We start from the raw sequence: 25,040 nt of genomic DNA, 5'->3' as shown, positions 1-25,040 counted from the left end.
CAGTTCCACAAAGAAAACACCGGCGTCTTCAAAAGCGCCGCTTAGCGCGGTGACGGTTCGCGGCGACATGACGAGTTCCACTTCCCCTCGACAAGCCATTGGGCGATGAGCCGCCGGACCGCACATCCGGACCGCACATAAGGTGAACCACCATTGCTGATCCGGCTGCGTTTCCTGTGCCGTTCCGCGACGAGGCGTTCCAGCCCGAATTGACGTCCAATGACTTGATTTCTGAAAGGGCAGGGCGGCACGAATCACCCGACTGTTCCGCCGCTTACATTCCTGCGAGCTTGTGTATGAATGATTAAAGCGTGCCCGAGCCGTTCTTGGTGGCCGCAGAAGGGAATCATGTCATCCGCGCCTATCGTAAGGCCGCGCGACTTCTAGCATGGCTGCACTGCCCCGACAGGGCTTTGCAATCGCGCGTTTCGAAGCCTATGCTTGGCATCGGCCGTCAGTTACTTCGGATGCAGCCGACAGTAAGAGGTACGCGCTCTTGCCCGCATGAGAGAGAGCCTTGCCCGAATCCCTTTTTCGCAACCGGGTGCTGAAATCCCTTTCGCCGGAGGACTTCGCGCTGTTGCGACCATCGCTGCATCGCGTCGAACTGGACATCAAGGCTCAGTTGGAGATCGCGCATCAGCCGATCAGGAATGGATATTTTCCCGAGAGGGGCATCGCCTCGGTGGTCGCCACCATGACCGGCGGACGGCAATGTGAAGTCGGCATTATCGGATATGACGGGATGACAGGAATTGCCCTCATTCTCGGACAGGACAGCTCTTCCAACGAGACCTATATCCAGGTCGCAGGCAATGGCTGGCGCCTGCCGGTTGAAATCATTCGTCCTGCGGTTGCGGAAAGCCCGTCGCTGCGCACGTCAGTGCTGGACTATGCCCACGCGTTCCTTGTCCAGTCGTCCCGGACGGCACTGGTCAATGGCCACTCCAAAATCGAGGAACGGCTGGCCCGCTGGTTGCTGATGATCCATGACCGCTCTGACGGAGACAAGATCTACCTGACGCATGAATTTCTGGCGACCATGCTCGGCGCCCGCCGTCCCGGGGTCACCACGGCCCTGCAAATGCTTGAATATCGAGGACTTGTCCGTGCCAAGCGCGGCGAGGTCACGATTATCGACCGCGTCGGATTGATGGAACTCACGCATGGCGCTTACGGCGAGGAGGAGCAACGTTATTTCGGCCTGGCCACCGCTGCCTGATTGTCCGGTATCGGACATAGGCTTGAAGGCTGCCGAACTCCCGTCCTAGATCGTGTCAGTCAGAGTTTCAGGGAGGCGGGTGAAAAAGCCGCCGAAGCCTATGTTCTGTCCAGAGGCAAGGCCCGGTTCCTCTCCACCGCCCAGGCGATCCGCGCCATTCGAACGCTTATGCCGGCGTGCAAAGCGACCGATCGCGAGTTGAGGAATTGGTGGCGGCGACGTCCATCGTTCACGGTGTGCCCGTCGCCTTCGACGCAAAAACAGCCGAGGGAGTAGAACCACGGCTGCATTCCTAGGAGGGCATGCCGCGCCGTCCAGACTGTCAGATCGGGCATTCGTCAGATGGTTGTCCGCTAACTTAACTGGCAGAGTCTACAGGACGTGTCCAGCATTGCGAACTCACCGATCGCTTGGCGGCCAAAGCTGCCGGCAAGCGATCGCCTCATCCAGCCGTCTGCACCATCTCATCACAGACATCATCGGTGATGCTACCTGCCCAGCATATGTCCAGCATTTCGCAGGGCGGCCAGAAGGAGCCTCGCATAGCCTGTGACATCGATCTGGGCCTGCATGGACAGGGGCATGCTGGTCCAGTTCTCCAATGGTGCAATGAAAGGTGAGAAGGTGCCATTGACAAGGCAACAGCAGCTAACAAGGCCCTCTCGGTCCAATGCCACCACACCGATCTTGTCGCCTGGATATCCAATGGCTGCGACTCGCTGGACCTCCAGGTCACCGTCAACCCGCACGTCGAAAAGAAGGCTACCACGGCTCCTCGTGGCTATCTCAGCCGCCTTCTCATCAAAGCTTGAAGAGAGCAAGCGGACGCTTTCCACCGCCATCTGGAAAATCACCAAATCCAGTTCATTCACGGCCATATGGGCAATTGCGCGCAATGGGTGGTGATTGCAATGACACACACTGCTTGTTCACAGATGTCGGTCACGAACGATCATTCGTCGGGTTCCGGTTCCGACCAACGGTGTGGCCACCTGATCGTGCTGCGGTTCGAACATTCCTAACGCGAGCCGAGCGCTGTTGATGAGGATGGAGTCTAGGTCTCGGGCCCTGCCTCGCGGCTTGCTCATCCTTGGCAGACCCCTTGCAACGCCGCCGCGATGGCGCAAACGCCAGATGACGCTGATCCATCGCTTAATCGTGAACTGAGCTTCTGAACACCCTTGGTGGGACAGCAGGGTGGAAGGGCTTGACCAACGCTGCCGCCGTTTTCGAAGAGGGCCCGTCCTCGATTGAATCTTTGGAGCCCCGTGCGGCGCGCAGGAAAATGTTGACCATCTGGACGCAGGTCCCAGACCCCAAGGCAAACAGGGAACCTTCCAGCCAGCCAAGCTGCGCCGAAGCAAAGAGCGACCTTTGGAATTCCCAAGAACGGACCCTTCCATAGTTGACTGGCAACCGCAGCGCGAGTGCGGGAGAGCGAACAAGCACTGCGTGAGAGGTCCTGCGCGTTTTCCCCTCTTTGCTATTTGGCACATCGCTTGCGCCGAAGTGGGCGCAGCGTTCGACCGGAGCACTGCATGGGAGAAGGAGGAGCCCCACCCCGATCCGGTCAAGGAGAGAAACGGTGTTGGTTCCACAAGTCCCCATAGCGAACGCAGCGGCCCGCAAGCGCCATTTTGCCCGGGCCTACGTGCAGATGCTTGCCGCCATAATCCTGGGTGCTGCAATCGGCTATTTCCATTTGGAGACCGGCCAGAGCCTGAAGCCGCTCGGCGATGCCTTCGTCGATGTCGTCAAGATAATCACCGTACCTGTCATCTTCCTGACAATAGCGACCGGCATTGCCGGCATGAGCGATCTGCAGAAGGTCGGCCGAGTTGCCGCCAAGGCGATGGTTTATTTCCTCACCTTCTCGACACTTGCACTCGTTGTCGGACTGATTGTCGCGAATATCGTTCAGCCTGGCGCCGGCCTCAACATCGATCCGGCCTCGCTCGATGTCCAAGCCGTTAAGGGCTATGTGGCCACGGCTCACGAGCAGTCCGTGACCAGCTTCCTGATGAACATCATCCCATCAACCATTGCCAGTGCCTTCGCGGAAGGCGACATCCTGCAAGTCTTGTTCTTCTCGGTCCTGTTCGGCGCGGTCTGCCGCTACAACGGCCGCTCGATCTTCTCTCTCGTCCGATACATCAAGGACGAGCTGCTGCTCGCAACGTCCTCCTCGGAGGCCGCGCTGCCCTCGCTCATGGAGAAGATGGAAAAGGCCGGCGCCACGCATTCGGTCGTGGGTCTCATTCCATTCAATCTGGACGGCACGAATATGATGCTCGCCGCCCTCTTCATCGCCCAGACCACGAAAACTGATCTGCCGATCGGCTGCCGGATCCTCATGCTGTTCGTCGCATTGTTCCCTTCGAACGGAACAACCCGCATTACCGGTGCAGGCCTCGTCACAATGGCTGCAACGCTCTTTCTTGTTCCGGCCGCACCGGTCACCTCCGTGGGTCTTATTCTTGGCGTCGATCAGCTTATGTCCGAATGCCACGCGCTGACGATATTTCTCCGCAGCGTAGCGGCAACGCTGGCTGTCGCCCGGTCTGGGGCGAGCGGGATAAACGACGATTCGGGGAGCGCCTCACTAGCGGACCGTTCAGCGCTCTGGCGGTGGACGGTCAAGTCGCCCGGCGTGGTGAACGCAGTTCCCCGCGCGAACGACGCTCAGCTATTGGGGTGGGCCCGATGGCGCAAAGCCGTATTTGAGAAACCGCCAGATCGCACCCGCACCTGTGCGCCTGTAGCAACTGCGGGGCACGATCAAAAGCGACCCATTTTACACCGAAAAGGCGGGCCGTTGCTGCCACGCCGTCCATGGATTGGAGCCTCATGTCTAAGACAACGGCCACCACTCTCGCGGTTCTCCTTTTTCTCCTCGCCGTGCTGCTTTCCGTGCTGGCGAGCCATAATAGCGCGCACCCGCCGCGGGAAAGGCCGCCCCCGCCCATGCAGTCGTGCCAATGGACAGTCAAAAGTGGAGCGGCGCACTCGTCAACGACCCCGCTTCGCCAAATCGCCGGCAACCCGGAAGGTCCGGGGACCCTTCAGCGCTCTGCCGGGCGGACGGTCAGTCGCCCGGCGTGGTGAATGGCGGTCGCGGTTGCCCGGCCCGCGCGAACGACGCTCAGCTGGGTGGGGTGGGCCCGATGGCGCAAGGCCATCTTTCCAGAAACCGCCAGAGCGCACCGGCATCTATAGCTGTGCGCCCTCGCGACTGCGCCCTGTGGCAAGTGCGGGGCTCGATCAAAAGCATTTTACACCAAAAGGCGGGCCGTTGCTGCCACGCCGTCCATGGATTGGAGACTCATGTCTAAGCCGACTGCCATCACTGTCGCAGCTCTTCTTTTACTCCTCGCCGTGCTGGCGAGCCAATATAGCGCGAACCTGCACCGGCAGGCGTGGTCGATCGACAGGCAAAAGTGGAGCGGCGCATTCGACAACGACCCCCTTCGCCAATCGCCGGCAACCCGCAAGGCGATGCCGTTCTGGTCATATTCAATGACTACCACAACTGTCCGCATTGCAGACTGGCAGATCTCAACTACCAAAAAGCCTTCAAGAATGATCCCAATCTGAAGCTTGTGATCAGACGGTTCCCGGTCCTGGGACCGGATTCCCAATCGCACTCGCCTCGAGAAAACAGGGAAAGTTCGACGAATTCCACCGCGCCCTTATGACTTCCCCCAGTTGGATCATTGAAAGGATCACTCTCAAGATCGCAGCGCGTGTGGGCCTTGACGTGGAGCAGCTCAAGCGGGAATGCAAGATCCGGCCATCGCAGATGAACTTGCGCGCGTCCGCGCACTCGCGAAAGGTCTGCACATCGACCGTACGCCCGCGTTGGTGGTCGGCGATATAGTGATCGCCCACCTGGTCGACATGGCCAGCTTGCAACGCTTGCTCGCCGATGCGCGCTCAAAGCGTGCAGGCTCTCGTGCGGGGCAGCATCTGTAGATCGGCCACGCTGTTGTTGCCGGAGCGTGCCGTTTGTGGCAGCTGGCTTTGCTGTTGCTCCTCGGCATCTTGTTGCGGTCATCCAGCTGCCGTGGGCGCCAACAACAATCCTGAGCGCCCGCGCCTGAAGGCGCTGGCCGGGTGCTCGTGAACCGAGCCCGCTTATCTTCGCCATGCTCAGGCGGTCTTGGCCCTGCGGCTTCGCCCCCTGGCGCGGGGCAGCCTTCGGCTGCTGACGGTCGCCGGCCTGTCGGCCGGCGTCGTTTTTATCGTGGCCTTCCCCGGTGGCGCAGGGCGGGCAGCACTCCCTTCTAGGCCCGCCGCGGCGTCCCGCAACCCTTCGCTTTCGCTTCGGGTCCTCCACTCCGTTCCGGTCCTGCGGATGCAGTCCGCCTCCGACGTCGGGCCTTTCCGGTCGCTTTCGCCGCCCACCCCGCTTCCGGGGAGGGCGCGATTGAAGAGCGGAGGACATCACGATGCGTGCAAACAACAAACGTTGCGGCAGCCGACAGGCTGGCGCAGAGAGTGGCGGGCGCACCGGCGCCAGCCTTTATCAGGAAATCACCGACCGCATCATTGCCGAACTGGAGCGCGGCACCGTGCCATGGGTCAAGCCGTGGGGCAGGGCAAGGACAGGCCTCGGCCTGCCGCGGAATGCGGCCACCCAGCGCCGATATTCCGGCATCAATATCCTGATCCTGTGGGGCGGGGTCATCGATCGCGGTTTCCCCAGCCAGAACTGGCTCACCTTCCGGCAGGCGCTTTCCCTAGGTGGCAATGTCAGGAAGGGTGAGCACGGCACCACCATCGTTCACGCTGACCGCTTTGTTCCCAAGAACGAAAAGCAACGCGCCGACACCGATGGCGACGAACCGCAGGCGGTGCCCTTCCTGAAGCGCTTTACCGTCTTCAATGTCGCGCAGTGCGATAATCTGCCCGAACATCTTTATGCCGCCGGCGAGCCTCTGCCTGAGCGCGAGATGGTCCCGCAGGCCGAGGCGCTCATTCATGCAACCGGCGCTGATTTTCGCATCGGCGGCGAGCGCGCCTTCTACATGCCCGGCAGCGACACCATACAGGTGCCGCCGCAGCCGGCTTTCTTCCACCAGATCGACTATTACCGGACCTGCTTTCACGAGCTTGGCCACTGGACCGGCCACCCGACGCGACTCGCGCGCGACCTGTCCGGCTCCTTCGGGTCCAACACCTATGCGCGCGAGGAACTGGTCGCCTTATCTTGACAGTCTGCACCGACTCTCCGTGTCTTGCTGGCGTCGATGCAACAGGACTGACGGAGGCGTTGTCCAGGCCGGCCGCAGCGCTCCCACATAGCTGGCGGAGGCCGGCCTGGATAGCGCCGGGCAAGTTGAACTCCTTCGTTGATGCTGGCTCCCGGATGGGGGTCCGGGGGAGGTTGAACAACTTGTGGACAATGTAGCGCCGGTTTCGAACATCACCATTCAGGAGCGCCGATCGGCTGACGGGCTTGATGCACACGTTCCCATGATCCTTAGGGATGGGGCACTCTACGATCCTGATCTGGATCGCTTCTTCCGCGACCTGCCTCTCAACGGCGTTCGTTCCCACCATTCTCTTCGTGCCTATGGCTATGACGTTCTTGTCTGGGTCCGTTTTCTTTCGGAAGCCTGCGCCAAGACGGTATGGCAGGCGGGTCGGCATGACGTCCTTGCCTATCACCGAGTTCGGCGCCGTGCGGAGGCCGGCCAACGCATCTCTGCTGCTTCCTGGAATCGTGCCGTCGCCTGCCTCGACCGTGTGTATCGATGGGGCGCCCAGGAGGGTCTCATTGCGGAAGCGCCGTTCACGCATCGGTCCGTGTGGAGGCAAGGGTATACTGGCCGGCGAGCGCGGATCTCGGCTCGCAACGATGCGTATGAACCTGCCGCGCGCCGCGCGGATGTCAGCTTCGTCACACTCGACGACTACCGGAGATTTCGGGATCTTGGCTTGAGAGGGCTACTGCCTGGTGGCGGAACGCGCCCTGGCGCCCGAGATCGCAACGGCATTCGCAATGCGCTGTTTTCAGATCTCCTGGTTACGACGGGCCTCCGGCTGGAGGAAGCTTCATTTCTCTTCGCATCCGATCTTGCTGTCGTTGGTCAGCCGCCATGCCGTCAGGTCTGGCTCGAGCTGCCCGATGCTTTGACCAAGGGCGATCGTGGTCGCCAGATACTCGTTCCCGCTCGGCTGCTCGAGCAGATGCGCGCCTATATCGCTGTCGAGCGCTCCCATGCTATTGCAAAGTTTCAGCGCCGTTCGGGGTGGCAATCACTTGACCGCCCGATCCTCGTACACCGGGAGCGGAGCAATTCCCGGCTACGACTGCGTGACGGCGGCGACATCGCGCTTGACCTGCTCAGCCCCGAGGAACGCGGCCGGATCATTGTCTGCAACGACGACGGCACACCGAGCGAACCGGCGGTATTATGGCTCTCGGAGGTCGGCTTGCCGGTACAGCCGAACTCCTGGGCAGTCATCTTCGCCCGTGCTTCCGCGCGGTGCAGATCCTTCGGCTTCGACGTCAACATCAGTCCGCATCAGCTCCGCCATTCCTTTGCAGTTCATATGCTGGCGATGCTCATTCAGCATCGCCTCCGTGATGCGGCGTTGCCTGCCGGACCGATGGAGGGATACCGGCAAGTTCTCGGCGATCCTCTTCAGCAAGTCCAACGGCTCCTTGGTCATGCCAGTCTAGCAACGACCTACATCTACCTCGACCACATCGCGACACGCGCGGATACCGTCGATGCTGCGGTCGAGGAACTGCTCGCACTGCTTCCATCGGAGACTTCATTATGACGGGGCGGCCGCGCAAGGGAGCTCCAGTCCGTTTTGCACCAGCCGATGCCATTGCTACCGCACACGCCCGCGATCCGGTCCTCGGTCTGCGCTTCAACATCGAGGCGCGCTATGGCGGGAGCATCGACGTTGACCTTACCGGCCTGCATCCGCGACCTCTCGCCATCGCATTTGCCGGTGCTCTTCGCCGGCAGGCGGAGCTTGGTGGTTCGCTGGGGGCGCGGAGTACCATCAAGGGGCATTTAAATGCATGTCTTAGGTTCTTCGCGTATCTGCGCGAGCACTCGAAGGCAAAAACGCCCGCCGATCTGCGCGCTGACGATATCGACGGATATGAGGATTTCCTCGAAGCCGGCGGGATGAAGCCTATCTACCGGCACATCATTCTTGCCAAGGCTATTCTCGCCTTGCGCTCGATTGATGCCGACCAACCTGGCCTTCTCGATGAAGGGGTACGGCGTCGGCTAAGTTATACCAGCACACAATCCGCCGGCCGATCGCAACCGCGCGACGCCTACAGTCCGTACGTCGCAAGGCAGCTTCGCGATGCGGCCCGCGCCGACATCGGCAAGATCTTCAGACGCATCGGGAAGTCGCTCGATGATGATGAGGGCGACTCCAATCTTCGCAGAGTGACCGACGAAGCGAACGACAGGATCGTGGCCTCGGGCGCGCTCAGCAGCGGGGACAGAGCCTTCCATCGCTTGTACTTCATGAGGGCACGTCGCGGTCTACCTGTCTCAACCTTGGCCGAAGACATCCACGGTCGTCATCATCTGCGGGCCACCGACATTCCACCGCTTCTGACCTTCCTGTCACTGGAGACCGGCCTGGAGATAGAATGTTGCAAGGCTTTGACGATCGACTGCCTCCAGAACCCCGGACCTGGAACCATCGACATAGCCTATATCAAGCGACGCGCCCGAGGTGCTGAGCACAAACATATTCGTGTGCGTGACGGCGGGATCGGAACACCGGGTGGTCTCGTTCGCAAGCTGATCGAGGTGACGGCCTTTACGAGGCAGTTCGTCCCAAGCGATTGCCTTTGGCTCTATTACTATACCGGCCGGAAGCAACTCCGCGCAGGTGTCGATCATCCGCATGAACGCGTCGACCAATGGACCGGAAGCCATGGGATCGTCGATGACGATGGCCAGCCTCTTCGGCTCGTTCTTTCGCGATTGCGCAAAACCCACAAGGCGATCTGGTATCTGAAGACCGAGGGTCATATGGCCCGCTTTGCGGTCGGGCATACGCCCGAGATTGCCGCTCGACACTATGCGGACATTCCCTCGCTGCGCCCGCTTCATGAGGCCACCGTGGCGGAGGCATTTTCCGAAGTCGCCGCGGCCGCCGGCCCAATCATATTGGGGCCTCGCGACGAGGATTCCTGGCGCCAAAGCCACACCGCTTCGGAAGGAAGCAGTGATGTCGACGCGCTTCTAGGCGGCGAACAGGATGTTTGGCTCGCTGCGTGCTCGGGATTTGATCGCAGTCCTTTCGGAGAGCTGGGATCACCTTGTCCGCAACCGTTCTGGGGCTGTCTCGAATGCCGCAACGCCGTCATCACCGCGCGCAAGCTGCCGGCAATCATCGCGTTCCTGTGGTTTATCGAGGAGCAACGGACGGGTCTCCCCGCCGCGGACTGGGCCATGAAGTTCGGCCGCGCGCATCATCGCATCGCGAAGCAGGTCTTACCTGCTTTCCCGGAGAGTGTAGTTGCCGAAGCTCGCCGCGAGGCGGAAGGGCACGCCCTCTATCTGCCGCCGGAGGCCCGGCAATGATCAGGTTGGCCGCAGTAGCCTCCACCTCCCGGGAACTCGATCTTCGCCCGGTTCTCGCGTCCGCTCCGTTGAAGCCGGGCTTTGATCGGGACACCCTTTCGCGCTACGGCGATCCGAGCTGGGATCTCGGACCGGCCGTATTTCGCGAGAACGCCAGGCGGTGCCATGTCACCGTGCATTTCGGGTCCGTCGAGGATGTGAGTGTTCGCGAGACGCTTCGCGAGCTTCTCTATGCCCGGCTCAACGTCGACATGCCGGGTCACCGCAAGAAGCTTCCTCCCGGCAGTATCCGGCAGGTTTTCAATCGTGCGCGACGCTTCTTCGAGTTCGTGCGCGATGAGCTTGGTTCTGTCGATCTTCGCCGTGTCGATCAGCAACTGCTGGATCGCTACGTTCGCCATCTCAAGACTGACCGTGCTCGCCGGCCGGTTATAGTCGGCCACCTCCTGGAAGTCCCTGCTGATCTCTATGCCTTTCGCGATTACCTCCCGTCTGGAGGCCTGTACTTCCGGCCCTGGGGCGGCCAGGCGCCCGCCCGGGTCGCCGGCTATCGCTTTGTTCACGAGAACCTCACGCCACGCATGCCAGAAGAGATCATCTCGCCATTGCTGGCCTGGTCGAGCCGGTATATCACCCAGTTCGCCTCAGACATCTTCGCCGCCCGTGCAGAGTTGGAGCGATTGGAAGCCCACTGCGCCGCGCTCCTCCAGTCAGATCAGGCTCTCACATACACGGAACGCCGTAGCCGACAGCGAAGGCGTCTTCAGAACTATTTCGATAAGCTACGAAGCGAAGGCCGTGGCGTGCCCATCTGGGAGAGCGCGCACAACGGCACCGTTTTGCGGCACCCAGAGACAGGAGACGTATCGCCGCCCGTCAATTCGCACCTGCTTCACCTGCACATTGGCATCGACGCCCAGGCCGAGCCAAGGATGCATATTCAGCTGACCGGCGGCGCACCTCGCCAGATCAGGGCCGCGTTGCTCGAACTCGGCCTCGAGACAGGTGGAATGGAGACTCCCATCGCCATTCTACCGGAGACCGGCAAGCCATGGCGGCCCCGCTTCGACGCCAAAACACTGGCGGAGGAAGAGCGGATGCTGCAGGCGGCAGCCTATATCCTCTGCGCGTACCTGACCGGGATGCGGGACTGCGAGGTCCAGGCGATGCAGCGCGGATGCCTTTCCGTAACGCGCAGCCAAGATGGCATGGTCATGCGTCATCGCGTTCGCTCGGTTGCCTACAAGGGCAGGTCGAGCCAAGGTGAGCCGGCTGATTGGATTACAATTGAGCCTGTAGCCAAGGCGATAGAAGTGCTGGAACGTTTGTCCTTCCGGGCGGCATCCGCGCGCGGGCTCACGACGCTCTGGCCCGTTCTTATCGCAAGGTCCGTTTGCAAGGATCACCTCTCGGCCGAGATTGTCCGCCAACTCAACCACTTCCGCGACCATCTCAACAACCTGTTCGGCACACCGGATACGCCGGCGGTCCCGAACGGACCAGGTGATCAGCCTTGGCGGATCACGACGCGGCAGTTCAGACGCACGATTGCATGGCACATTGCCAACCGTCCCTTCGGCACAATTGCCGGCATGATCCAGTACAAGCATGCCTCCGTCGCCGCCTTCGAGGGCTATGCCGGCTCCAGCCGATCCGGCTTCCGTGCGGAGGTGCAGAACCAGCGCAGTCTCGGCCAGCTTGATGACCTGTTGACGTATTTCGATGAGCGGCAGGCCGGGGCGACGTTGTCCGGGCCCGCCGCAGTGCGTGTAGCAAAGACACTCGACGGCATATCAACAGAACTCGGTCCGCTTCCGGCCATGATCGCTGATCGTGGGCGGCTCCGCACAATGTTAGCGAGCCTCGCGCGGACATTGCATGTCGGAGTGCTGGCCGACTGCTTCTTTGATCCCGGCACGGCCGCCTGCCTTAAGCAGGCAACGAACATCGACGGCAAGATGCCGCTGACCGCGCTTTGCCAGCCAACCCGCTGCCCCAATGCCTGCATCACCGCACGCCATCGGCCAGCTTGGTCACGCTCTGCCGAGGACGCCAAGACCTTGCTGAAGGAGAAGCGTCTGTCGCCTTTGCAACGGACCATCATGAAGCAGGATCTCCAGCGGATCCAGGCGGTTCTTGATGGCTTAGATCGTCGGACCTGAGGCGGTGTGGCGGTTCGCGTGCGGCCCAATGATCGGATGTCCCGTCGGACCAACCCCGGCGTGCGGCGGAGCGCGCGATGTCAGGTCCGCCCGCGCAACGGCTGATCGCCGTCCTTCGCTCCGCTGCGGCTCTTCGAGTGCGCGGTCGGCCCTTAGGCCATCGCAGATGGCTGCTCCGCCGCCGGGGATTGGCCCCGGCGGGACAGGAGTTCCGACGATGGACACGCAAAACCGCACCGACGTTTATACCCGCATCACCTCCGAGATCATTGCCGCCATCGAGGCCGGCGCCGGCGAATGGCGGATGCCCTGGCACCACGATGGAAGCTCGATTGCTCGCCCAACCAACATCTCTTCCGGAAAGGCCTATCGCGGCGTCAATACGCTCGCTCTTTGGATCGCAGCTCAGGCTCACGGCTTTGGAAGCGGCATCTGGGGCACATACCGGCAATGGCAGGCGCTTGACGCCCAGGTCCGCAAGGGCGAACGCGCAACGACCGTCGTGCTCTGGAAGGAGTTTGCCGCACACAGTGACGATGATGCAGTCGGCGACGATGAGCACCCCCAGCGACGCCTCTTCGCGCGCGCCTTCTCGGTCTTCAACAGCTCTCAGGTCGAGGGCTTCACGCCTTCCGCCGCTCCAATCCTGCCTGACTCTGAACGAGTCCCGCATGCCGATGCCTTCATCAGTGCGCTCGGCATCCCAGTTACTTTTGGCGCGAGCGCTGCATACTACCGCATCGATCTCGACCGAATCTTTATGCCGGACTTCAATCGCTTCCGCGATGCGGTCGCTCACGTCGGGACTTATGTCCACGAGGCCGCGCATGCCACGGGCTCTAAGCATCGGCTCGATCGAGACTTCACCAAACGCTTCACCCGCCAGGCTTTGGCAGTCGAAGAACTGACCGCCGAACTTGCTGCAGCCTATATTTTAGCCGATCTGGGCCTGGCGCATAATCCCCGTCCTGACCACGCAGCCTATGTGGCATCCTGGCTGTCGGTGCTGAAGGACGACCCGCGGGCGATTTTCACTGCCGCAAGCAAAGCGCAGGCTGCCGCTGACTGGATGCACGCGCGACAGCCGCCGAGCTGAGCGCCACGTCGCCTTAGGGCCGCCACCGACGCGCAGCCATGGCCTTTTCACCTTGGCTGCCGCCCAGCCCGCGAGGATCCAAAACGCTGAGGCCTGAAACTCCGATTCCGCGATAGCCACGATCGTCAGGCTTGACTGTCAGGATATGTCGCGGAAATCGCATCAGCCTTCATCTGCAGCAGTCTCGGCATCGAGCCGACCGTGCGTCATGCCGACTACATCGGCTCATGGCTGACGGTTTTGCGCGAGGACAACCGCGCCATCTTCCGCGCTGCCAGCCATGCCTCGAAAGCCGCCGATTTCCTGCTTGGCCTCAATGCCGATGTCGAAGGCGAGGCACATGCCGAAACCGCCCATGGGAGCGCGCAATCCTCACACGCGACCGCCTTGCGCCTCTGATGACGCAAAAGCCGCGCGCAACCAACTCGACAGTTCTCTTTGAGGTTGCGCTAACGCCGATGGCCGGCGTTGGCGCCGATCGTTTATCGGACCGAGGTTCGCAAAAAAGGGCGGCATTGCTGCCGCCCTCTCGTTGCGAAAGCTGCCAGAGCTGGATTAGAAATCCATGCCGCCCATGCCGCCCATGCCGCCGCCACCCATGCCGCCGCCGCCAGCCGACTCCTTCTTCGGAGCCTCCGCGATCATGGCTTCGGTGGTGACCAGCAGGCCGGCCACCGAGGCCGCGTCCTGGAGAGCGGTGCGCACGACCTTGACCGGATCGACGATACCCATGGCGATCATGTCGCCATATTCGCCGGTCTGGGCGTTGAAGCCGAAGGTCGGACCCTTGTTCTCGAGGATCTTGCCGGCAACGATCGATGCTTCCGCACCGGCGTTGGCCGCGATCTGACGGGCCGGAGCCTGCAGCGCGCGACGCACGATGGCGATGCCAGCGGTCTGGTCGGAGTTGGCGCCGGTTTCCTTGATGGTCAGCGAAGCGCGCAGCAGTGCGACGCCGCCGCCGGGAACGATGCCTTCTTCGACGGCCGCACGGGTCGCGTTGAGGGCGTCATCGACGCGGTCCTTCTTTTCCTTGACTTCGACTTCCGTCGCACCGCCGACGCGGATCACCGCAACGCCGCCGGCGAGCTTGGCCAGACGTTCCTGCAGCTTCTCCTTGTCGTAGTCCGAAGTGGTCTCTTCGATCTGCTGCTTGATCTGGGCAACGCGGCCCTGGATCTCGGCCTTCTTGCCGGCGCCGTCGACGATGGTGGTGTTCTCCTTGGAGATCGACACCTTCTTGGCGCGGCCGAGCATGTTGAGGCCGACATTCTCGAGCTTGATGCCGAGGTCTTCCGAGATGACCTGGCCACCGGTGAGGATGGCGATGTCTTCCAGCATGGCCTTGCGGCGATCACCGAAGCCCGGCGCCTTGACGGCGGCGATCTTCAGGCCGCCACGCAGCTTGTTGACGACCAGCGTGGCCAGAGCCTCGCCTTCGACGTCTTCCGAGATGATGAGCAGCGGCTTCGAGGTCTGCACGACGGCTTCGAGAACCGGCAGCATGGCCTGGAGGTTGGACAGCTTCTTCTCGTGCAGGAGGATGTAGACGTCCTCGAGCTCGGCAACCATCTTGTCGGCGTTGGTGACGAAGTAGGGCGAGAGGTAGCCGCGGTCGAACTGCATGCCTTCGACGACTTCGAGTTCGGTCTCGGCGGTCTTGGCTTCCTCAACCGTGATGACGCCTTCGTTGCCGACCTTCTGCATTGCTTCGGCGATCATCTTGCCGACCGAAGCATCGCCGTTGCCGGCGATGGTGCCGACCTGGGCAACCTCTTCGGAGGTCTTGATCTTCTTGGCGTTCTTGATCAGCGTCGCAACGACGTCGGTTACCGCGAGGTCGATGCCGCGCTTCAGGTCCATCGGGTTCATGCCGGCGGCAACCGCCTTGTGGCCTTCCTGGACGATCGACTGCGCCAGAACGGTCGCGGTCGTGGTGCCGTCGCCGGCGATGTCGTTGGTCTTCGAAGCAACTTCGCGGACCATCTGCGCGCCCATGTTCTCGAACTTGTCCTCAAGCTCGATTTCCTTGGCGACGGTGACGCCGTCCTTGGTGATGCGCGGGGCGCCGAACGACTTGTCGATGACGACGTTGCGGCCCTTGGGGCCGAGCGTGACCTTCACCGCGTCGGCGAGGATGTTGACGCCGCGCAGCATGCGCTCGCGGGCATCACGGGAGAATTTTACGTCTTTGGCAGCCATTTTTAGCTCCTGGCAGGGGCTTCAATCGAGCCCGGGAATTCAGTTGACGAAAGGGCCTGATATGAGCCGATGATGCCCATGATGTCGGATTCCTTCATGATCAGAAGGTCTTCGCCATTGAGCTTGACTTCGGTGCCCGACCACTTGCCGAACAGGATGCGATCGCCGGCCTTGACGTCCAGTGGGACGAGCTTGCCGGCTTCGTCACGGGCGCCGGAACCAACGGCGATGATCTCGCCTTCCTGCGGCTTTTCCTTTGCCGTATCCGGGATGATGATCCCGCCAGCGGTCTTGGATTCGGATTCGACCCGGCGAACGACCACGCGGTCATGCAGCGGGCGGAACTTCGACTTTGCCATTTTCGGATTTTTCCCTGGTGCGGATGTTGAGGGGTTTTTGTTAGCACTCGCGATGGACGAGTGCTAACGCGATAGTGAGGTAGGCTGTAAGCGGGCACTCGTCAAGACGGACGAGGGCAGGCGAGGAGCTCTGGCCCCCTCCCCGGTGGAACCCAACGCATACGCGCATCCGCGTTGATGGCTGCGAGCCCCACATTTCCATTGAATTCGGCGTCATGACGCCAACTTGCGCGCGCCGCTTCCAAGTCGTCAGTCGTGCTGCCGTCAGCACGAACATAGGGCTGCGCTTCACTTCCCGTCGAAGCCGCGGCAAGCAGCGTCGCCGTCAGCACGCTCCTTTGCAGATGCTTGCCAAAGGTGGACAGTGAGCGCACCTGCGCCGGGCTGTTGGTGCGAACGTAAGACGTCATTGACAACTCCTTTTTGCAAGTCGAGCCCTTCTCCACCTTCGGCCGCCGTCGACGCGAAGAAGTCCGCATCGCGTTGATGACGAGCTGCGAAAAAGAGAAAGATGTGTTTGATGGCTGCGGTCCCAACGGTGCCTTCAGATTTGAGATCACTTCCGCCGCGAGCGGCTGAAGCTCCTCGCAACGTCACAATCGAATCTGCTGCCAAGCCTCCAGGAAAGGAGAGCATTGCTCATCTCGCGCTTGTGCATGCAGTCAACCTTCGATCCGTGTTGCCACATCTCAAGTGCAAATGCCGTGCCAAAGCTCACTGGGTAGTGAACGCATGGCTCTCCCTGAAAACCTCACAAATCCAGCATGGTCAATTGTGCGGAACCCGACATGCGTCTTCTGCCACTGTCAGCTTTCGGACAGGCATGACGCGTTTCGCGCCGACCACCGGTCGATCGGTTTTGGGGCCGGTCTGTTCGCCTCATAAGAGCGCGTCACGTTGCGTAGCGGTTTCCCGAGCGCCGCCACATGACACTGGACCTGCAGGTAGCACCGGCTTCTCATCCAGCCTTGCTTTGGCCCCTTCGCGTATCAAATTCCCGCTGGCGAGCCCTGCTTTCATAGATCGCACCATGCCGGATGTCTGCTCTGGCGCCCGACCCGCTGGCACGATCTCGATCCGGCATAAGGGCGCAGCATCTTTGCAGGCCGTTTCATCCCGGCGTCCTGCTTGGCTGAAAGACCGCACTTGGCGAGCGGTCTCCATGCTCTCTCCAAGGACCATCCCTGCGGCTGGCTTGTCGACCTATGGGCGGGTCCGGCCGCCCGAAACCCTCGCCATCAGCTTTTTTCCCCGCCGCCTGCGGCGGCTTCCTCGCGCCGCTTCGCTCACAAAAAAGCTGCCCGCTCGGATCCTTCGCTGTCGCTGCGGCCCTGTCGGATTCAGGCGGTCCTGACGCGCCCATTACGGTGCGCCATCGCAGGGGATGGTCCCCGGCGAAACCACAAAAGGAGACTTCGAAATGACCGCGATCGGTTACGTCAACAAGCAGGAAAACGGCGCCTACAAGGGCCAGCTCAAGACGCTCAGCGTCCGCGCCGACATCGATATCGTCCCCAACCAGGCCAAGAGCGCCGACAACCATCCCGACTTCCGGGTGCTTACGCAAGGAGTCGAAGTTGGCGCCGGCTGGATCCGCACCGGCGAGACTTCCGGCAAGGATTATGTGAGCCTGTCGATTGCAGCGCCGGAGTTCGGACCGCGCAAGCTCTACGCCAATCTCGGCCGCGCCGCCGGCCAGGACGATCACGACACCTACGCCATCATCTGGAACCCGGCCGACTGACCGGCCGAGATAGAGCCTCGCGCCGCAGCCCCGGCGCGGGGCTCATTCCCAGGAGTTCCACCCAAACCCCGTCCGCCCTAAAGGGCGGCGAAAACTCTCCCCCGACTCTTCGCCCGTCCCCGAGACGATCTCCCTCGCCCATCCTCGCCCTCGCTTGTCCGAAGCGAAACGAGGATCATCATGGACGACGAAAACGAACGCGCGGCCCGCGCGAAAAAGGGCAGCCCGTTTCTCAGCACAGCCCAAGCCGCCTTCTATATCGGGCTCTCCCAGCGCACGCTCGAAAAGATGCGGCTCAAGGGCGGCGGCCCGAAATTCCGCAAGCACGGCCGCTATGTCCGCTATCACATCGACGAACTCGACCATTGGTCGAAAGGACACCCGCAGCACTCCACCGCCGGCGATGGCAAGGCCGGTTCCGGCCAGGGCGGCACGGGAGGCCGTTCATGAGGCGGCGCCCTTCCATCCATCTGATCGGCAGCCGCCTGAGGCGTGTTCGAGCCCGTAAGACGGTCGCCTTGGCCGCGGCCGGTCTCGGTCTTTTGGGCTTCACGGCGCTGGGAAAGCCCACCCCTTGGCTGGTCTGGAACGCCTCGGCCAGCGCGCCGATCGGCCTTTACCGCATCGCTGCGGGAGCGCTGGCGCGTGGCGATCTCGTGCTCGTGCGCCCGCCTGAATACGCGGCGTATCTCGCCGCCGAGCGCAGCTATCTGCCTCGCAATGTGCCGCTGGCAAAACGTCTTGCAGCGCTGCCGGACGATAATGTCTGCGCCTTCAATGACGCCATCATCATCGGCGGCGACATCGTCGCGCGCCGGCTCAAAATCGACGCCGAAGGCCGACCTTTGCCATGGTGGAACGGCTGCCGAGCGCTCGGGGATAACGAGGTTTTCCTGCTCGGCAGCGACAAAAACCGCTCCTTCGACAGCCGCTATTTCGGGCCTGTTCCCACTCAAAATGTCATCGGGAGGCTCGTACCGCTATGGACCGAGTGACCCTCCTCTTGTTGGGCATGATCGCCATTGCGCCATGCGCCTGTTCCGCCTCGACCGGCGCTGAGCCGGTCGCCATCTCCCAAAGTCCGCAGCTGCGAAAGTGGCAGACGTTGGTATCGGAAGCAAGCCGGCGCTTCCATATTCCCCAAGCCTGGATCTATGCCGTCATGGCTGCCGAAAGCGGCGGCAAGACAATGCGCGGCGGCCGCCCCATCACCTCCCCCGCTGGCGCCATGGGCCTCATGCAGGTGATGCCCGGCACCTATGAGGAGATGCGGGTCGAACACGGCCTTGGGCCTAACCCCCACGATCCGCGCGACAATATCCTGGCCGGCACGGCCTATCTCAGCGCCATGTATGACCGCTTCGGATTTCCTGGCCTGTTTGGCGCCTACAATGCCGGTCCCGAGCGCTACGACGAGCATTTGAAGCGTGGCAAACCGCTGCCAGAAGAGACCGTCGAGTACCTCGACCAACTCAAGGCGGCCGGAGTTTCGGCGGCCGACATCGAGGCGTTCGAAAGCCAATCTGTCGCTCCAAAGGCGCAAATCGCTCCTCTCGGACGGTCGCTGTTCTTCATTCATGACGGTGTTCACTCAGGCGTGCGAAACGGCGATCTCTTCGTGCCGCTCGGCAAGGACGGCGCGCAGCCGAAGGAGCCGGTGCGTTAGCCATGGGCGGACGGGGGCGCGTCTGGCGGGGCTGGGCGCGTAAGGCAAGATAAAGGTACCGCCTCCAGGAGGCGGTTAAATCTTTGTCTGCACATCGTTTTTCCAGGAGGCTGCCGCCGGTGCCAAGAGGGTTGGACGTGTAAGTGTCTGATTTTGCTTGATATGTCTGGGAGGCTCGCATGAAGGATGACGAGTTCAGGCCGAAGCTCGGCAAAATCGGGTCGCGCGGCTCGAAGGCAGGCAAACGCTATGCCGGTCAAGTCCGGGCAGCCGTCAACCGAGCCGGCGGCCAGCCCCAGCCCGGCGGTCGCTTCACGGGCAGCCGGACAGGGCGCGGCGGGGCGGCTGCGGCGCTGCTGAAATCGCGCGACCGGTATGCCGCCTTCCGCCAGCGCCGGGTGATCGTCAAGGCGCGGATCGTCAAGCTCGCCGGCAAGGGCGCGGACGGGGCGCGTGCCCATCTACGCTATCTTCAGCGCGACGGCGTCACCCGAGAAGGTGCGCCTGGCGAGCTCTACGGCGCCGACAGCGACCGCGTCGACGGCAAGGCGTTCATCGATCGCGCGGACGGCGACCGCCACCAATTCCGCTTCATCGTCGCTGCCGAAGACGGCATCGAGTATGAAGACCTGAAGGCGCTGACGCGGCGGCTCATGGCGCAGATGCAGGAAGACCTCGGCACGAAGCTCGACTGGGTCGCGGTTGATCATTTCAACACCGGCCACCCGCACAGCCACATCATCGTCCGAGGCAGGGACGACCGTGGCGAGAACCTGGTCATCGCGCGCGAATATATCTCATCTGGCATCCGCGAGCGGGCGGCCGAGCTGGTCAGCCTCGATCTCGGTCCGCGAACCGACCGCGAGATTGAGCTTCGCCTGCGCCGGGAAATGGAGCAGGAACGCTTCACCAGCATCGACCGTCGGCTGCTCAGCATGCGTGATGATGACGGGCTGGTCTCGCCGGGCGGTCCCGACGCCATTCGCCAGACGCTGCACCAGGGACGGCTGCGCAAGCTCGAGCGGATGGGTCTGGCCGCGGAGGTCGGCGCTGGCTCCTGGCGCCTCGACGATGAGCTCGAAGCCACGCTGCGCCGCACCGGCGAACGCGGCGACATCATCAAGACCATCCACCGCGAACTGGCCGGCAAGGGGCTTGCACGCAGTGCCGCCGACTGGGTGATCCACGATCGAGCCGGCGAGCCCGTCCAGTCTCTCGTCGGTCGCGTTGTCGCGCGTGGACTGGCCGACGAGATCAATGACCGCCACTACATGATCGTCGACGCCGTCGACGGTAAGAGCCATTGGATCGACATCGGTAGAGGCGAGGCGATGGAAACGATGCCTAATGGCTGCATCGTGCGTGTCGCGCCAAGGAACACCGAGCCGAGGCGGGTCGATCGTACCATCGCCGAAATCGCCGCCGCGAATGGCGGCCGTTACGACGTCGATATCCACCTGAAGCATGACCCATCCGCCACCGAGAGCTTTGCGCGAACGCATGTGCGGCGGCTGGAGGCGATCCGCCGCGCGACCGGCGGCGTTGAGCGAGAGCCGAACGGCACCTGGCTCATCGCGCCGGACCATCTCGATCGCGTCGCGAATTATGAGGGCCAGCGGGCCAGGGCCGAGCCTTTCGTTGTCGACAAGCTCTCCTCAATGGCGCTGGAGCGACAGGTCAGCTTCAACGGCGCCACCTGGCTCGACCGGGAGCTGGTTGCCGATAGACCCGAGCCTTTGCACGGATCCGGCTTCGGCTGCGACGTGAGAGAGGCGCAAGCTCGCCGGCGGGAGTGGCTGATCGCGCAAGGCCACGCGCATGAAGAACAGGATCGGATCGTCTATCGAGCCAACATGCTTTCGATCCTGCGCCAGCGAGAACTGAACCGTGTTGCTGGCCAACTGTCGGAGGAACTTGGCCTGCCCTATGCCGAAGCGCGATCCGGAGGACGAGTAGAGGGTACGCTCCGCCGCTCCGTCGAGCTTGCCAGCGGAAAATATGCCGTCGTTGAGAAGTCGCGCGAGTTCACGCTGGTGCCATGGCGGCCGGTGCTTGAGCGCCATGTGGGCAAGGAGGTCTCCGGTGTCGTGAGTGGGGAGGGGATTTCATGGACCGTCGGCCGGCAAAGGAGCGGACCTGGTGTTTCGTGAGATGGTGTACAGCTTTTTTAGCCAGCGGCGCGGGCAGCCATGCGAGCCCGCGTAGACCTTATGGCCGCACGCCCGCAATCGGTCGCATGGACCTGCCAGGCGGGGCGGCTTTGGAGCGTTCGGACCCGACACGCTGCGTGAGTGGCCAGACTTCGAGCGCTCGAAGATGCGGACTGTTGTCTGCTGGCCGGCGTTATTCCGGCTGGCCTATGACCGCGGCGCAACAGTTCACCGCTGAAGTTGCCACGGGCGAACATCGACAAGAGAAAAAACACCATTGCGCGATACAAATCGCCGTTGAAAGCGTTTAGGTTGCATGCGCTTCGCCAAGTAAACGGATACCCCAGAAGAGAGCCATGACCACGGCCCGCCATATCGTGACGCTGCTTAAAAGCCACTTTGCCGGCGACGAGGATCGTTTCCTCTCTATCGCGATGCAGCTTGCTGCGCATGAGGCACGTCAAGGCCATGGCAAGCTTGCTCAGGAGCTCAAGGATCTGGTCGACGCAGCCAAGAGCAGGGACGCCCGGATTGCCAAGAGCAGTCGGCCGGTTCCCCTTTTTCAGCCAAAGGGCGAGCTCGCAGGGCTCCTGCATGTGCGCTATCCGGACCTGCGACTGACCGACATGATTTTGCCGGACAGTCTGCGCTCGCGCCTGCACCGCGTGCTGGGAGAGCAGCGCCAACAAGCAAGCTTGCGCGAGCACGGGCTTGTTCCCCGTCGCAAACTGCTTCTGGTCGGCCCGCCAGGATCAGGCAAGACGATGACCGCATCGGCATTGGCCGGGGAGCTTCATCTGCCCCTTTTCACGATCGTCCTCGATGGTTTGATCACCAAGTTCATGGGAGAGACTGCCGGAAAGCTGCGGCTTGTTTTTGATGCAATGCAGGCGACGCGGGGCGTCTACTTCTTTGACGAATTCGATGCCATCGGCGCGCGTCGAGGCGAACGCCAGGATGTTGGCGAGATTCGGCGCGTGCTGAATTCGTTTCTGCAGTTTCTCGAGCAAGACGACAGCCACAGCCTGATTATTGCGGCAACAAATCATCCCGAGCTGCTCGACAGAGCTTTGTTCCGCCGTTTCGACGATGTCATCGAATACGCCGTGCCCGATCGGCCGATTATCGAGGCGCTGCTTCGGGCTCGACTCGACCGCTTCGACACCAGAGGGCTTGCCTGGAACGAGGCGATCTCTCAGGCAGAGAGACTGTCGCAGGCCGAGATCACCCGCGCGGCCGACGACGCTGCAAAAACCATCATATTGCGGGGGGGGCGGATCACCTCGGAAGCGCTCATCGACGCTCTGAAGGAACGCCGGCAGGCTTCGCTGTCTGAGTAGCGACAGCACAGATCATAATGGCAGACGATTTTCCGCGCGACCGCGCCCATATCCACCTTCGCAACAACGGCATTCGGGAAGCCTATCGGCGGCCCAACCAACTTATACATGCACCGCCGCTGCCGGCGCGTGATCGGGCGTCGCATGCTGCGGCCTTGACGCAATCCATCGAACAAGCGGTCGAAAGTGCACGCCAGCAGATTGCGGCGCGTGACCCCCAGCTGTCGGTCGGCACGCCTGGCTTTTATCTCGAGATCGATCTGCCCATGTCCGGACGGGCGGCCCTCGACCAGTTGGCCGATCGTCGCCAGCACATGGAGCTGGTCGCCGTCCATGAGCCAACTCAACCCGGTGCTCCCATCACAGCGTCGGTGTTCCTGCCGCAAAGCGCGCAAGCCTATTATTTGCGGAAAGTCGAGGCGTATCGAGACGTTGACACTGACCGCGGCAGACCGCGCAACGAGCCGCTCGTCTCCCGCATGGAGACAGTCAGGCTGGCGACTGCACGATCGTTGTTTACCGACCACGACGACCTCTTCCCCCAGGCCGCTGACGAGCAGGTGTGGTGGGAAGTCTGGCTGCGCGACGGTCGCCGCGAGAACTTCGAGCACATTGCCGAAGCCCTGAACATCACTTTGCGCACGCATGCGGTCAGGTTTCCGGAGCGGGTGGTCATGCTGGCACTCGCCAGCACGGCAATGCTCGACCGCATGATTGCGCACAGCGATGTCGTCGCCGAGCTGCGGCGCGCGAAGGATACGCCGTCCTTCTTCATGGGCCTTGGCGGCGCGGAGCAAAGGGACTGGAGCGACGAGCTTCTCGGGCGCGTCAGACCGCCTCAACCGATATTGCGGTCTGCATTCTCGACAGCGGCGTGCGTCGCACCCACCCGTTGATCGAACCCGCACTTGCCGTTGAAGACTGGCACACCGTCAAACCGGCATGGGGCAGCGACGACACACCTGCGTGGAGCGGCCACGGGACGCGAATGGCAGGTGTCGGCCTGTACGGTGATCTGGTCCCGCTCCTGGTCGGAGGCGATCCAGTTCCATTGCCCTTTCGGCTGGAGAGTGTTCGTATCCTTCCGCCAGAAGACGAGGCAAACGATCCAGAACTCTATGGCGCGATCACCGCGGAAGCGATCGCCCGCGCCGAGGTGCAGGCGCCGGAGCGCCGCCGCGCGATCGCAATGGCTGTGACAAGCGCCAGTCCGGCGCGTGGAAGGCCCACATCGTGGTCTGCCGCTATCGACCAACTCTGTTTCGAAGAGGAACAGCGACGCTTGATCGTTCTCTCTGCCGGCAACATCGGCGATGACCTCATGCCGGCCGAGCATTTGACGCGCAACGATCTGGAAGCAGTCGATGATCCTTCTCAGGCCTGGAATGCGCTGACGGTCGGCGCTTTCACAGAAAAGGTCGATATCATTGACACCGACTTTGCGGGCTACGCTCCGATCGCGCCGGTCGGCGAGCTCTCGCCGCGCAGTCGCACTTCGGTCGTTTGGGACAGGCAGTGGCCGGTGAAGCCCGAGGTCGTCTTCGAAGGCGGCAATCTCGCCCATGACGGTGTGTTGCCTGGCGAGCCGATCGACGATCTGCAGATATTGACCACTTTCTATCGACCCGAACTGCGCCACTTCACCACCCTCGGAGATACGAGCGCGGCAACGGCCCATGCCGCACGGATGGCGGGACTAATTCTATCAGCGCGCCCCGAGCTGTGGCCTGAAACGGTTCGCGCCCTGATCGTCCACTCGGCCGAATGGACTCCGGCGATGCGCGCACGCATCGATGCGTGCAACGGAGCGAAGGGCGAGATCCAGGCGCTCGTGCGGCGCTATGGTTATGGCGTGCCAGATCTTGGGCGCGCGCTTCTGTCAACGGTGAACGACCTCACGCTTATCGTTGAAGATGAGCTTCAGCCTTTCCAGCGCGAGGGCGGCGCGGCTGCCAAAACGCGTGACATGAAGCTGCATCGCCTGCCTTGGCCGAAGGAGCAGCTCGCGGCGCTCGGCGCTGCCCAGGTCGAGCTCCGCGTCACGCTGTCCTATTTCATCGAACCCAACCCCGGTGAACGCGGATGGACCCGCCGGCATCGTTACGCGTCCCATGGTCTTCGGTTCAGAGTAAAGTCAGCGACCGAGACAGTCGACGAATTCCGAGCCCGCATCAATCAGGCCGCTCGGGACGAGGAGGAAGGGGCGCCTGCTGGAGGCGGAGAAGAGTGGCTGCTCGGCACCTTCCGCGATCGCGGCTCGTTGCACGCCGATTTCTGGTCGGGCAGCGCCGCCGATCTCGCCGAGCGTGACGCGATCGGCGTGTTCCCGGTCGGGGGCTGGTGGAAGGAGAAGCCTTACCTGGAACGCGTCGACGCTCTGGCTCGGTACGCCCTGATTGTGACGATTCGGGCGCCTGGGGTCGATGTTGACATCTTCACACCCGTCGAAGCAGCCCTGACTGTCGAGACGTCGGTCGAGACCTGATGCAGCACTGTCCAAACCGGCCAACAACGGAGGTTTGA

The 25,040-nt window shown here is 62.3% G+C and carries 16 protein-coding genes and 5 pseudogenes; 17 read left to right on the top strand and 4 right to left on the bottom strand.

Annotated elements, in window-relative coordinates:
* The first annotated feature begins 517 nt into the window (after positions 1–517).
* The gene (locus tag EJ078_RS08835) at positions 518–1,222 is read left to right on the top strand and encodes a Crp/Fnr family transcriptional regulator (protein ID WP_029354903.1); all 705 of its coding nucleotides are present in this window, start codon (positions 518–520) and stop codon (positions 1,220–1,222) included.
* A 488-nt stretch (positions 1,223–1,710) separates the two neighbouring features.
* Here EJ078_RS08835 and EJ078_RS08830 read toward each other — a convergent pair whose 3' ends face one another.
* A complete protein-coding gene (locus tag EJ078_RS08830; RefSeq protein WP_029354905.1) occupies positions 1,711–2,100 on the bottom strand; it encodes a hypothetical protein in 390 nt (129 codons plus the stop codon).
* A gap of 710 nt (positions 2,101–2,810) precedes the next feature.
* On the opposite strand from EJ078_RS08830, the pseudogene EJ078_RS30215 reads away from it, so the two are divergent.
* The 9 genes and pseudogenes from EJ078_RS30215 to EJ078_RS08790 form a co-directional block, all read left to right on the top strand.
* Positions 2,811–3,782 (top strand): annotated as a pseudogene (locus EJ078_RS30215) (cation:dicarboxylase symporter family transporter); the annotation flags it as partial.
* Between the two features lie 856 nt (positions 3,783–4,638).
* Complete coding sequence (locus tag EJ078_RS30210) at positions 4,639–4,917, top strand: thioredoxin domain-containing protein (RefSeq protein WP_329609616.1); 279 nt, start codon at positions 4,639–4,641, stop codon at positions 4,915–4,917.
* Between the two features lie 82 nt (positions 4,918–4,999).
* Positions 5,000–5,194, top strand: coding sequence for a hypothetical protein (locus EJ078_RS30205; protein WP_051695369.1), 195 nt, complete (start codon positions 5,000–5,002; stop codon positions 5,192–5,194).
* A gap of 476 nt (positions 5,195–5,670) precedes the next feature.
* Positions 5,671–6,426, top strand: a pseudogene (locus EJ078_RS08815) (ArdC-like ssDNA-binding domain-containing protein); the annotation flags it as partial.
* A gap of 271 nt (positions 6,427–6,697) precedes the next feature.
* Complete coding sequence (locus EJ078_RS08810; RefSeq protein ID WP_127324854.1) at positions 6,698–8,014, top strand: site-specific integrase; 1,317 nt, start codon at positions 6,698–6,700, stop codon at positions 8,012–8,014.
* Complete coding sequence (locus tag EJ078_RS08805; RefSeq protein WP_127324847.1) at positions 8,011–9,798, top strand: hypothetical protein; 1,788 nt, start codon at positions 8,011–8,013, stop codon at positions 9,796–9,798. The genes EJ078_RS08810 and EJ078_RS08805 overlap by 4 nt, the downstream gene beginning before the upstream one ends.
* The gene (locus EJ078_RS08800; protein ID WP_127324848.1) at positions 9,795–11,960 is read left to right on the top strand and encodes an integrase; all 2,166 of its coding nucleotides are present in this window, start codon (positions 9,795–9,797) and stop codon (positions 11,958–11,960) included. The genes EJ078_RS08805 and EJ078_RS08800 overlap by 4 nt, the downstream gene beginning before the upstream one ends.
* A gap of 217 nt (positions 11,961–12,177) precedes the next feature.
* The gene (locus tag EJ078_RS08795) at positions 12,178–13,056 is read left to right on the top strand and encodes a zincin-like metallopeptidase domain-containing protein (RefSeq protein WP_127324849.1); all 879 of its coding nucleotides are present in this window, start codon (positions 12,178–12,180) and stop codon (positions 13,054–13,056) included.
* Positions 13,057–13,203: 147 nt separating this feature from the next.
* Positions 13,204–13,455 (top strand): annotated as a pseudogene (locus tag EJ078_RS08790) (zincin-like metallopeptidase domain-containing protein); the annotation flags it as partial.
* Positions 13,456–13,611: 156 nt separating this feature from the next.
* On the opposite strand, the gene groL reads toward EJ078_RS08790, so the two are convergent.
* From groL to EJ078_RS08775, 3 genes and pseudogenes are all read right to left on the bottom strand, one after another.
* Positions 13,612–15,258 carry a chaperonin GroEL gene (groL, locus tag EJ078_RS08785; protein ID WP_208721204.1) on the bottom strand — a complete coding sequence of 549 codons (1,647 nt, stop codon included), beginning with the start codon at positions 15,256–15,258 and terminating at the stop codon, positions 13,612–13,614.
* Between the two features lie 65 nt (positions 15,259–15,323).
* Positions 15,324–15,617: pseudogene (groES, locus tag EJ078_RS08780) on the bottom strand (co-chaperone GroES); the annotation flags it as partial.
* A 101-nt stretch (positions 15,618–15,718) separates the two neighbouring features.
* Positions 15,719–16,027 carry a hypothetical protein gene (locus EJ078_RS08775; RefSeq protein ID WP_126089903.1) on the bottom strand — a complete coding sequence of 103 codons (309 nt, stop codon included), beginning with the start codon at positions 16,025–16,027 and terminating at the stop codon, positions 15,719–15,721.
* Positions 16,028–17,037: 1,010 nt separating this feature from the next.
* Here EJ078_RS08775 and EJ078_RS08770 point away from each other — a divergent pair.
* The 7 genes and pseudogenes from EJ078_RS08770 to EJ078_RS08740 all read left to right on the top strand — a co-directional run bounded on the left by EJ078_RS08770 (position 17,038) and on the right by EJ078_RS08740 (position 25,002).
* Positions 17,038–17,361 (top strand): DUF736 domain-containing protein, encoded by a 324-nt coding sequence (locus EJ078_RS08770; protein ID WP_029354915.1) that lies wholly within the window; start codon positions 17,038–17,040, stop codon positions 17,359–17,361.
* A gap of 180 nt (positions 17,362–17,541) precedes the next feature.
* Positions 17,542–17,811, top strand: a complete 270-nt coding sequence (locus EJ078_RS08765) for a helix-turn-helix domain-containing protein (RefSeq protein WP_029354917.1) — start codon at positions 17,542–17,544, stop codon at positions 17,809–17,811.
* A complete protein-coding gene (locus EJ078_RS08760; protein WP_029354919.1) occupies positions 17,808–18,356 on the top strand; it encodes a S26 family signal peptidase in 549 nt (182 codons plus the stop codon). Before EJ078_RS08765 ends, EJ078_RS08760 begins: the two co-directional genes overlap by 4 nt.
* Positions 18,344–19,027: a lytic transglycosylase domain-containing protein gene (locus EJ078_RS08755; RefSeq protein ID WP_024505647.1), complete on the top strand. Its 684-nt coding sequence runs from the start codon at positions 18,344–18,346 to the stop codon at positions 19,025–19,027. The genes EJ078_RS08760 and EJ078_RS08755 overlap by 13 nt, the downstream gene beginning before the upstream one ends.
* Positions 19,028–19,206: 179 nt before the next feature.
* The gene (rlxS, locus tag EJ078_RS08750) at positions 19,207–21,177 is read left to right on the top strand and encodes a relaxase/mobilization nuclease RlxS (protein WP_126038545.1); all 1,971 of its coding nucleotides are present in this window, start codon (positions 19,207–19,209) and stop codon (positions 21,175–21,177) included.
* Positions 21,178–21,533: 356 nt separating this feature from the next.
* The gene (locus EJ078_RS08745; protein WP_127313442.1) at positions 21,534–22,517 is read left to right on the top strand and encodes an ATP-binding protein; all 984 of its coding nucleotides are present in this window, start codon (positions 21,534–21,536) and stop codon (positions 22,515–22,517) included.
* Between the two features lie 17 nt (positions 22,518–22,534).
* Positions 22,535–25,002: pseudogene (locus tag EJ078_RS08740) on the top strand (S8 family peptidase).
* The last annotated feature ends 38 nt before the right edge of the window (positions 25,003–25,040 follow it).

It is taken from the genome of Mesorhizobium sp. M1A.F.Ca.IN.022.06.1.1, from assembly GCF_003952605.1.
Lineage (GTDB): Bacteria > Pseudomonadota > Alphaproteobacteria > Rhizobiales > Rhizobiaceae > Mesorhizobium.
The sequence above is the reverse complement of the archived record's forward strand: the minus strand, read 5'-3'. Positions and strand labels throughout refer to the sequence as shown.

Coding starts and splice junctions, on each gene's coding strand:
- EJ078_RS08830 (WP_029354905.1), bottom strand. CDS start 2,100: ATGGCCGTGAATGAACTGGATTTGGTGATTTTCCAGATGGCGGTGGAA.
- EJ078_RS30205 (WP_051695369.1), top strand. CDS start 5,000: ATGCAAGATCCGGCCATCGCAGATGAACTTGCGCGCGTCCGCGCACTC.
- EJ078_RS08810 (WP_127324854.1), top strand. CDS start 6,698: ATGATCCTTAGGGATGGGGCACTCTACGATCCTGATCTGGATCGCTTC.
- EJ078_RS08805 (WP_127324847.1), top strand. CDS start 8,011: ATGACGGGGCGGCCGCGCAAGGGAGCTCCAGTCCGTTTTGCACCAGCC.
- EJ078_RS08800 (WP_127324848.1), top strand. CDS start 9,795: ATGATCAGGTTGGCCGCAGTAGCCTCCACCTCCCGGGAACTCGATCTT.
- EJ078_RS08795 (WP_127324849.1), top strand. CDS start 12,178: ATGGACACGCAAAACCGCACCGACGTTTATACCCGCATCACCTCCGAG.
- groL (WP_208721204.1), bottom strand. CDS start 15,258: ATGGCTGCCAAAGACGTAAAATTCTCCCGTGATGCCCGCGAGCGCATG.
- EJ078_RS08775 (WP_126089903.1), bottom strand. CDS start 16,027: ATGACGTCTTACGTTCGCACCAACAGCCCGGCGCAGGTGCGCTCACTG.
- EJ078_RS08770 (WP_029354915.1), top strand. CDS start 17,038: ATGACCGCGATCGGTTACGTCAACAAGCAGGAAAACGGCGCCTACAAG.
- EJ078_RS08765 (WP_029354917.1), top strand. CDS start 17,542: ATGGACGACGAAAACGAACGCGCGGCCCGCGCGAAAAAGGGCAGCCCG.
- EJ078_RS08760 (WP_029354919.1), top strand. CDS start 17,808: ATGAGGCGGCGCCCTTCCATCCATCTGATCGGCAGCCGCCTGAGGCGT.
- EJ078_RS08755 (WP_024505647.1), top strand. CDS start 18,344: ATGGACCGAGTGACCCTCCTCTTGTTGGGCATGATCGCCATTGCGCCA.
- rlxS (WP_126038545.1), top strand. CDS start 19,207: ATGAAGGATGACGAGTTCAGGCCGAAGCTCGGCAAAATCGGGTCGCGC.
- EJ078_RS08745 (WP_127313442.1), top strand. CDS start 21,534: ATGACCACGGCCCGCCATATCGTGACGCTGCTTAAAAGCCACTTTGCC.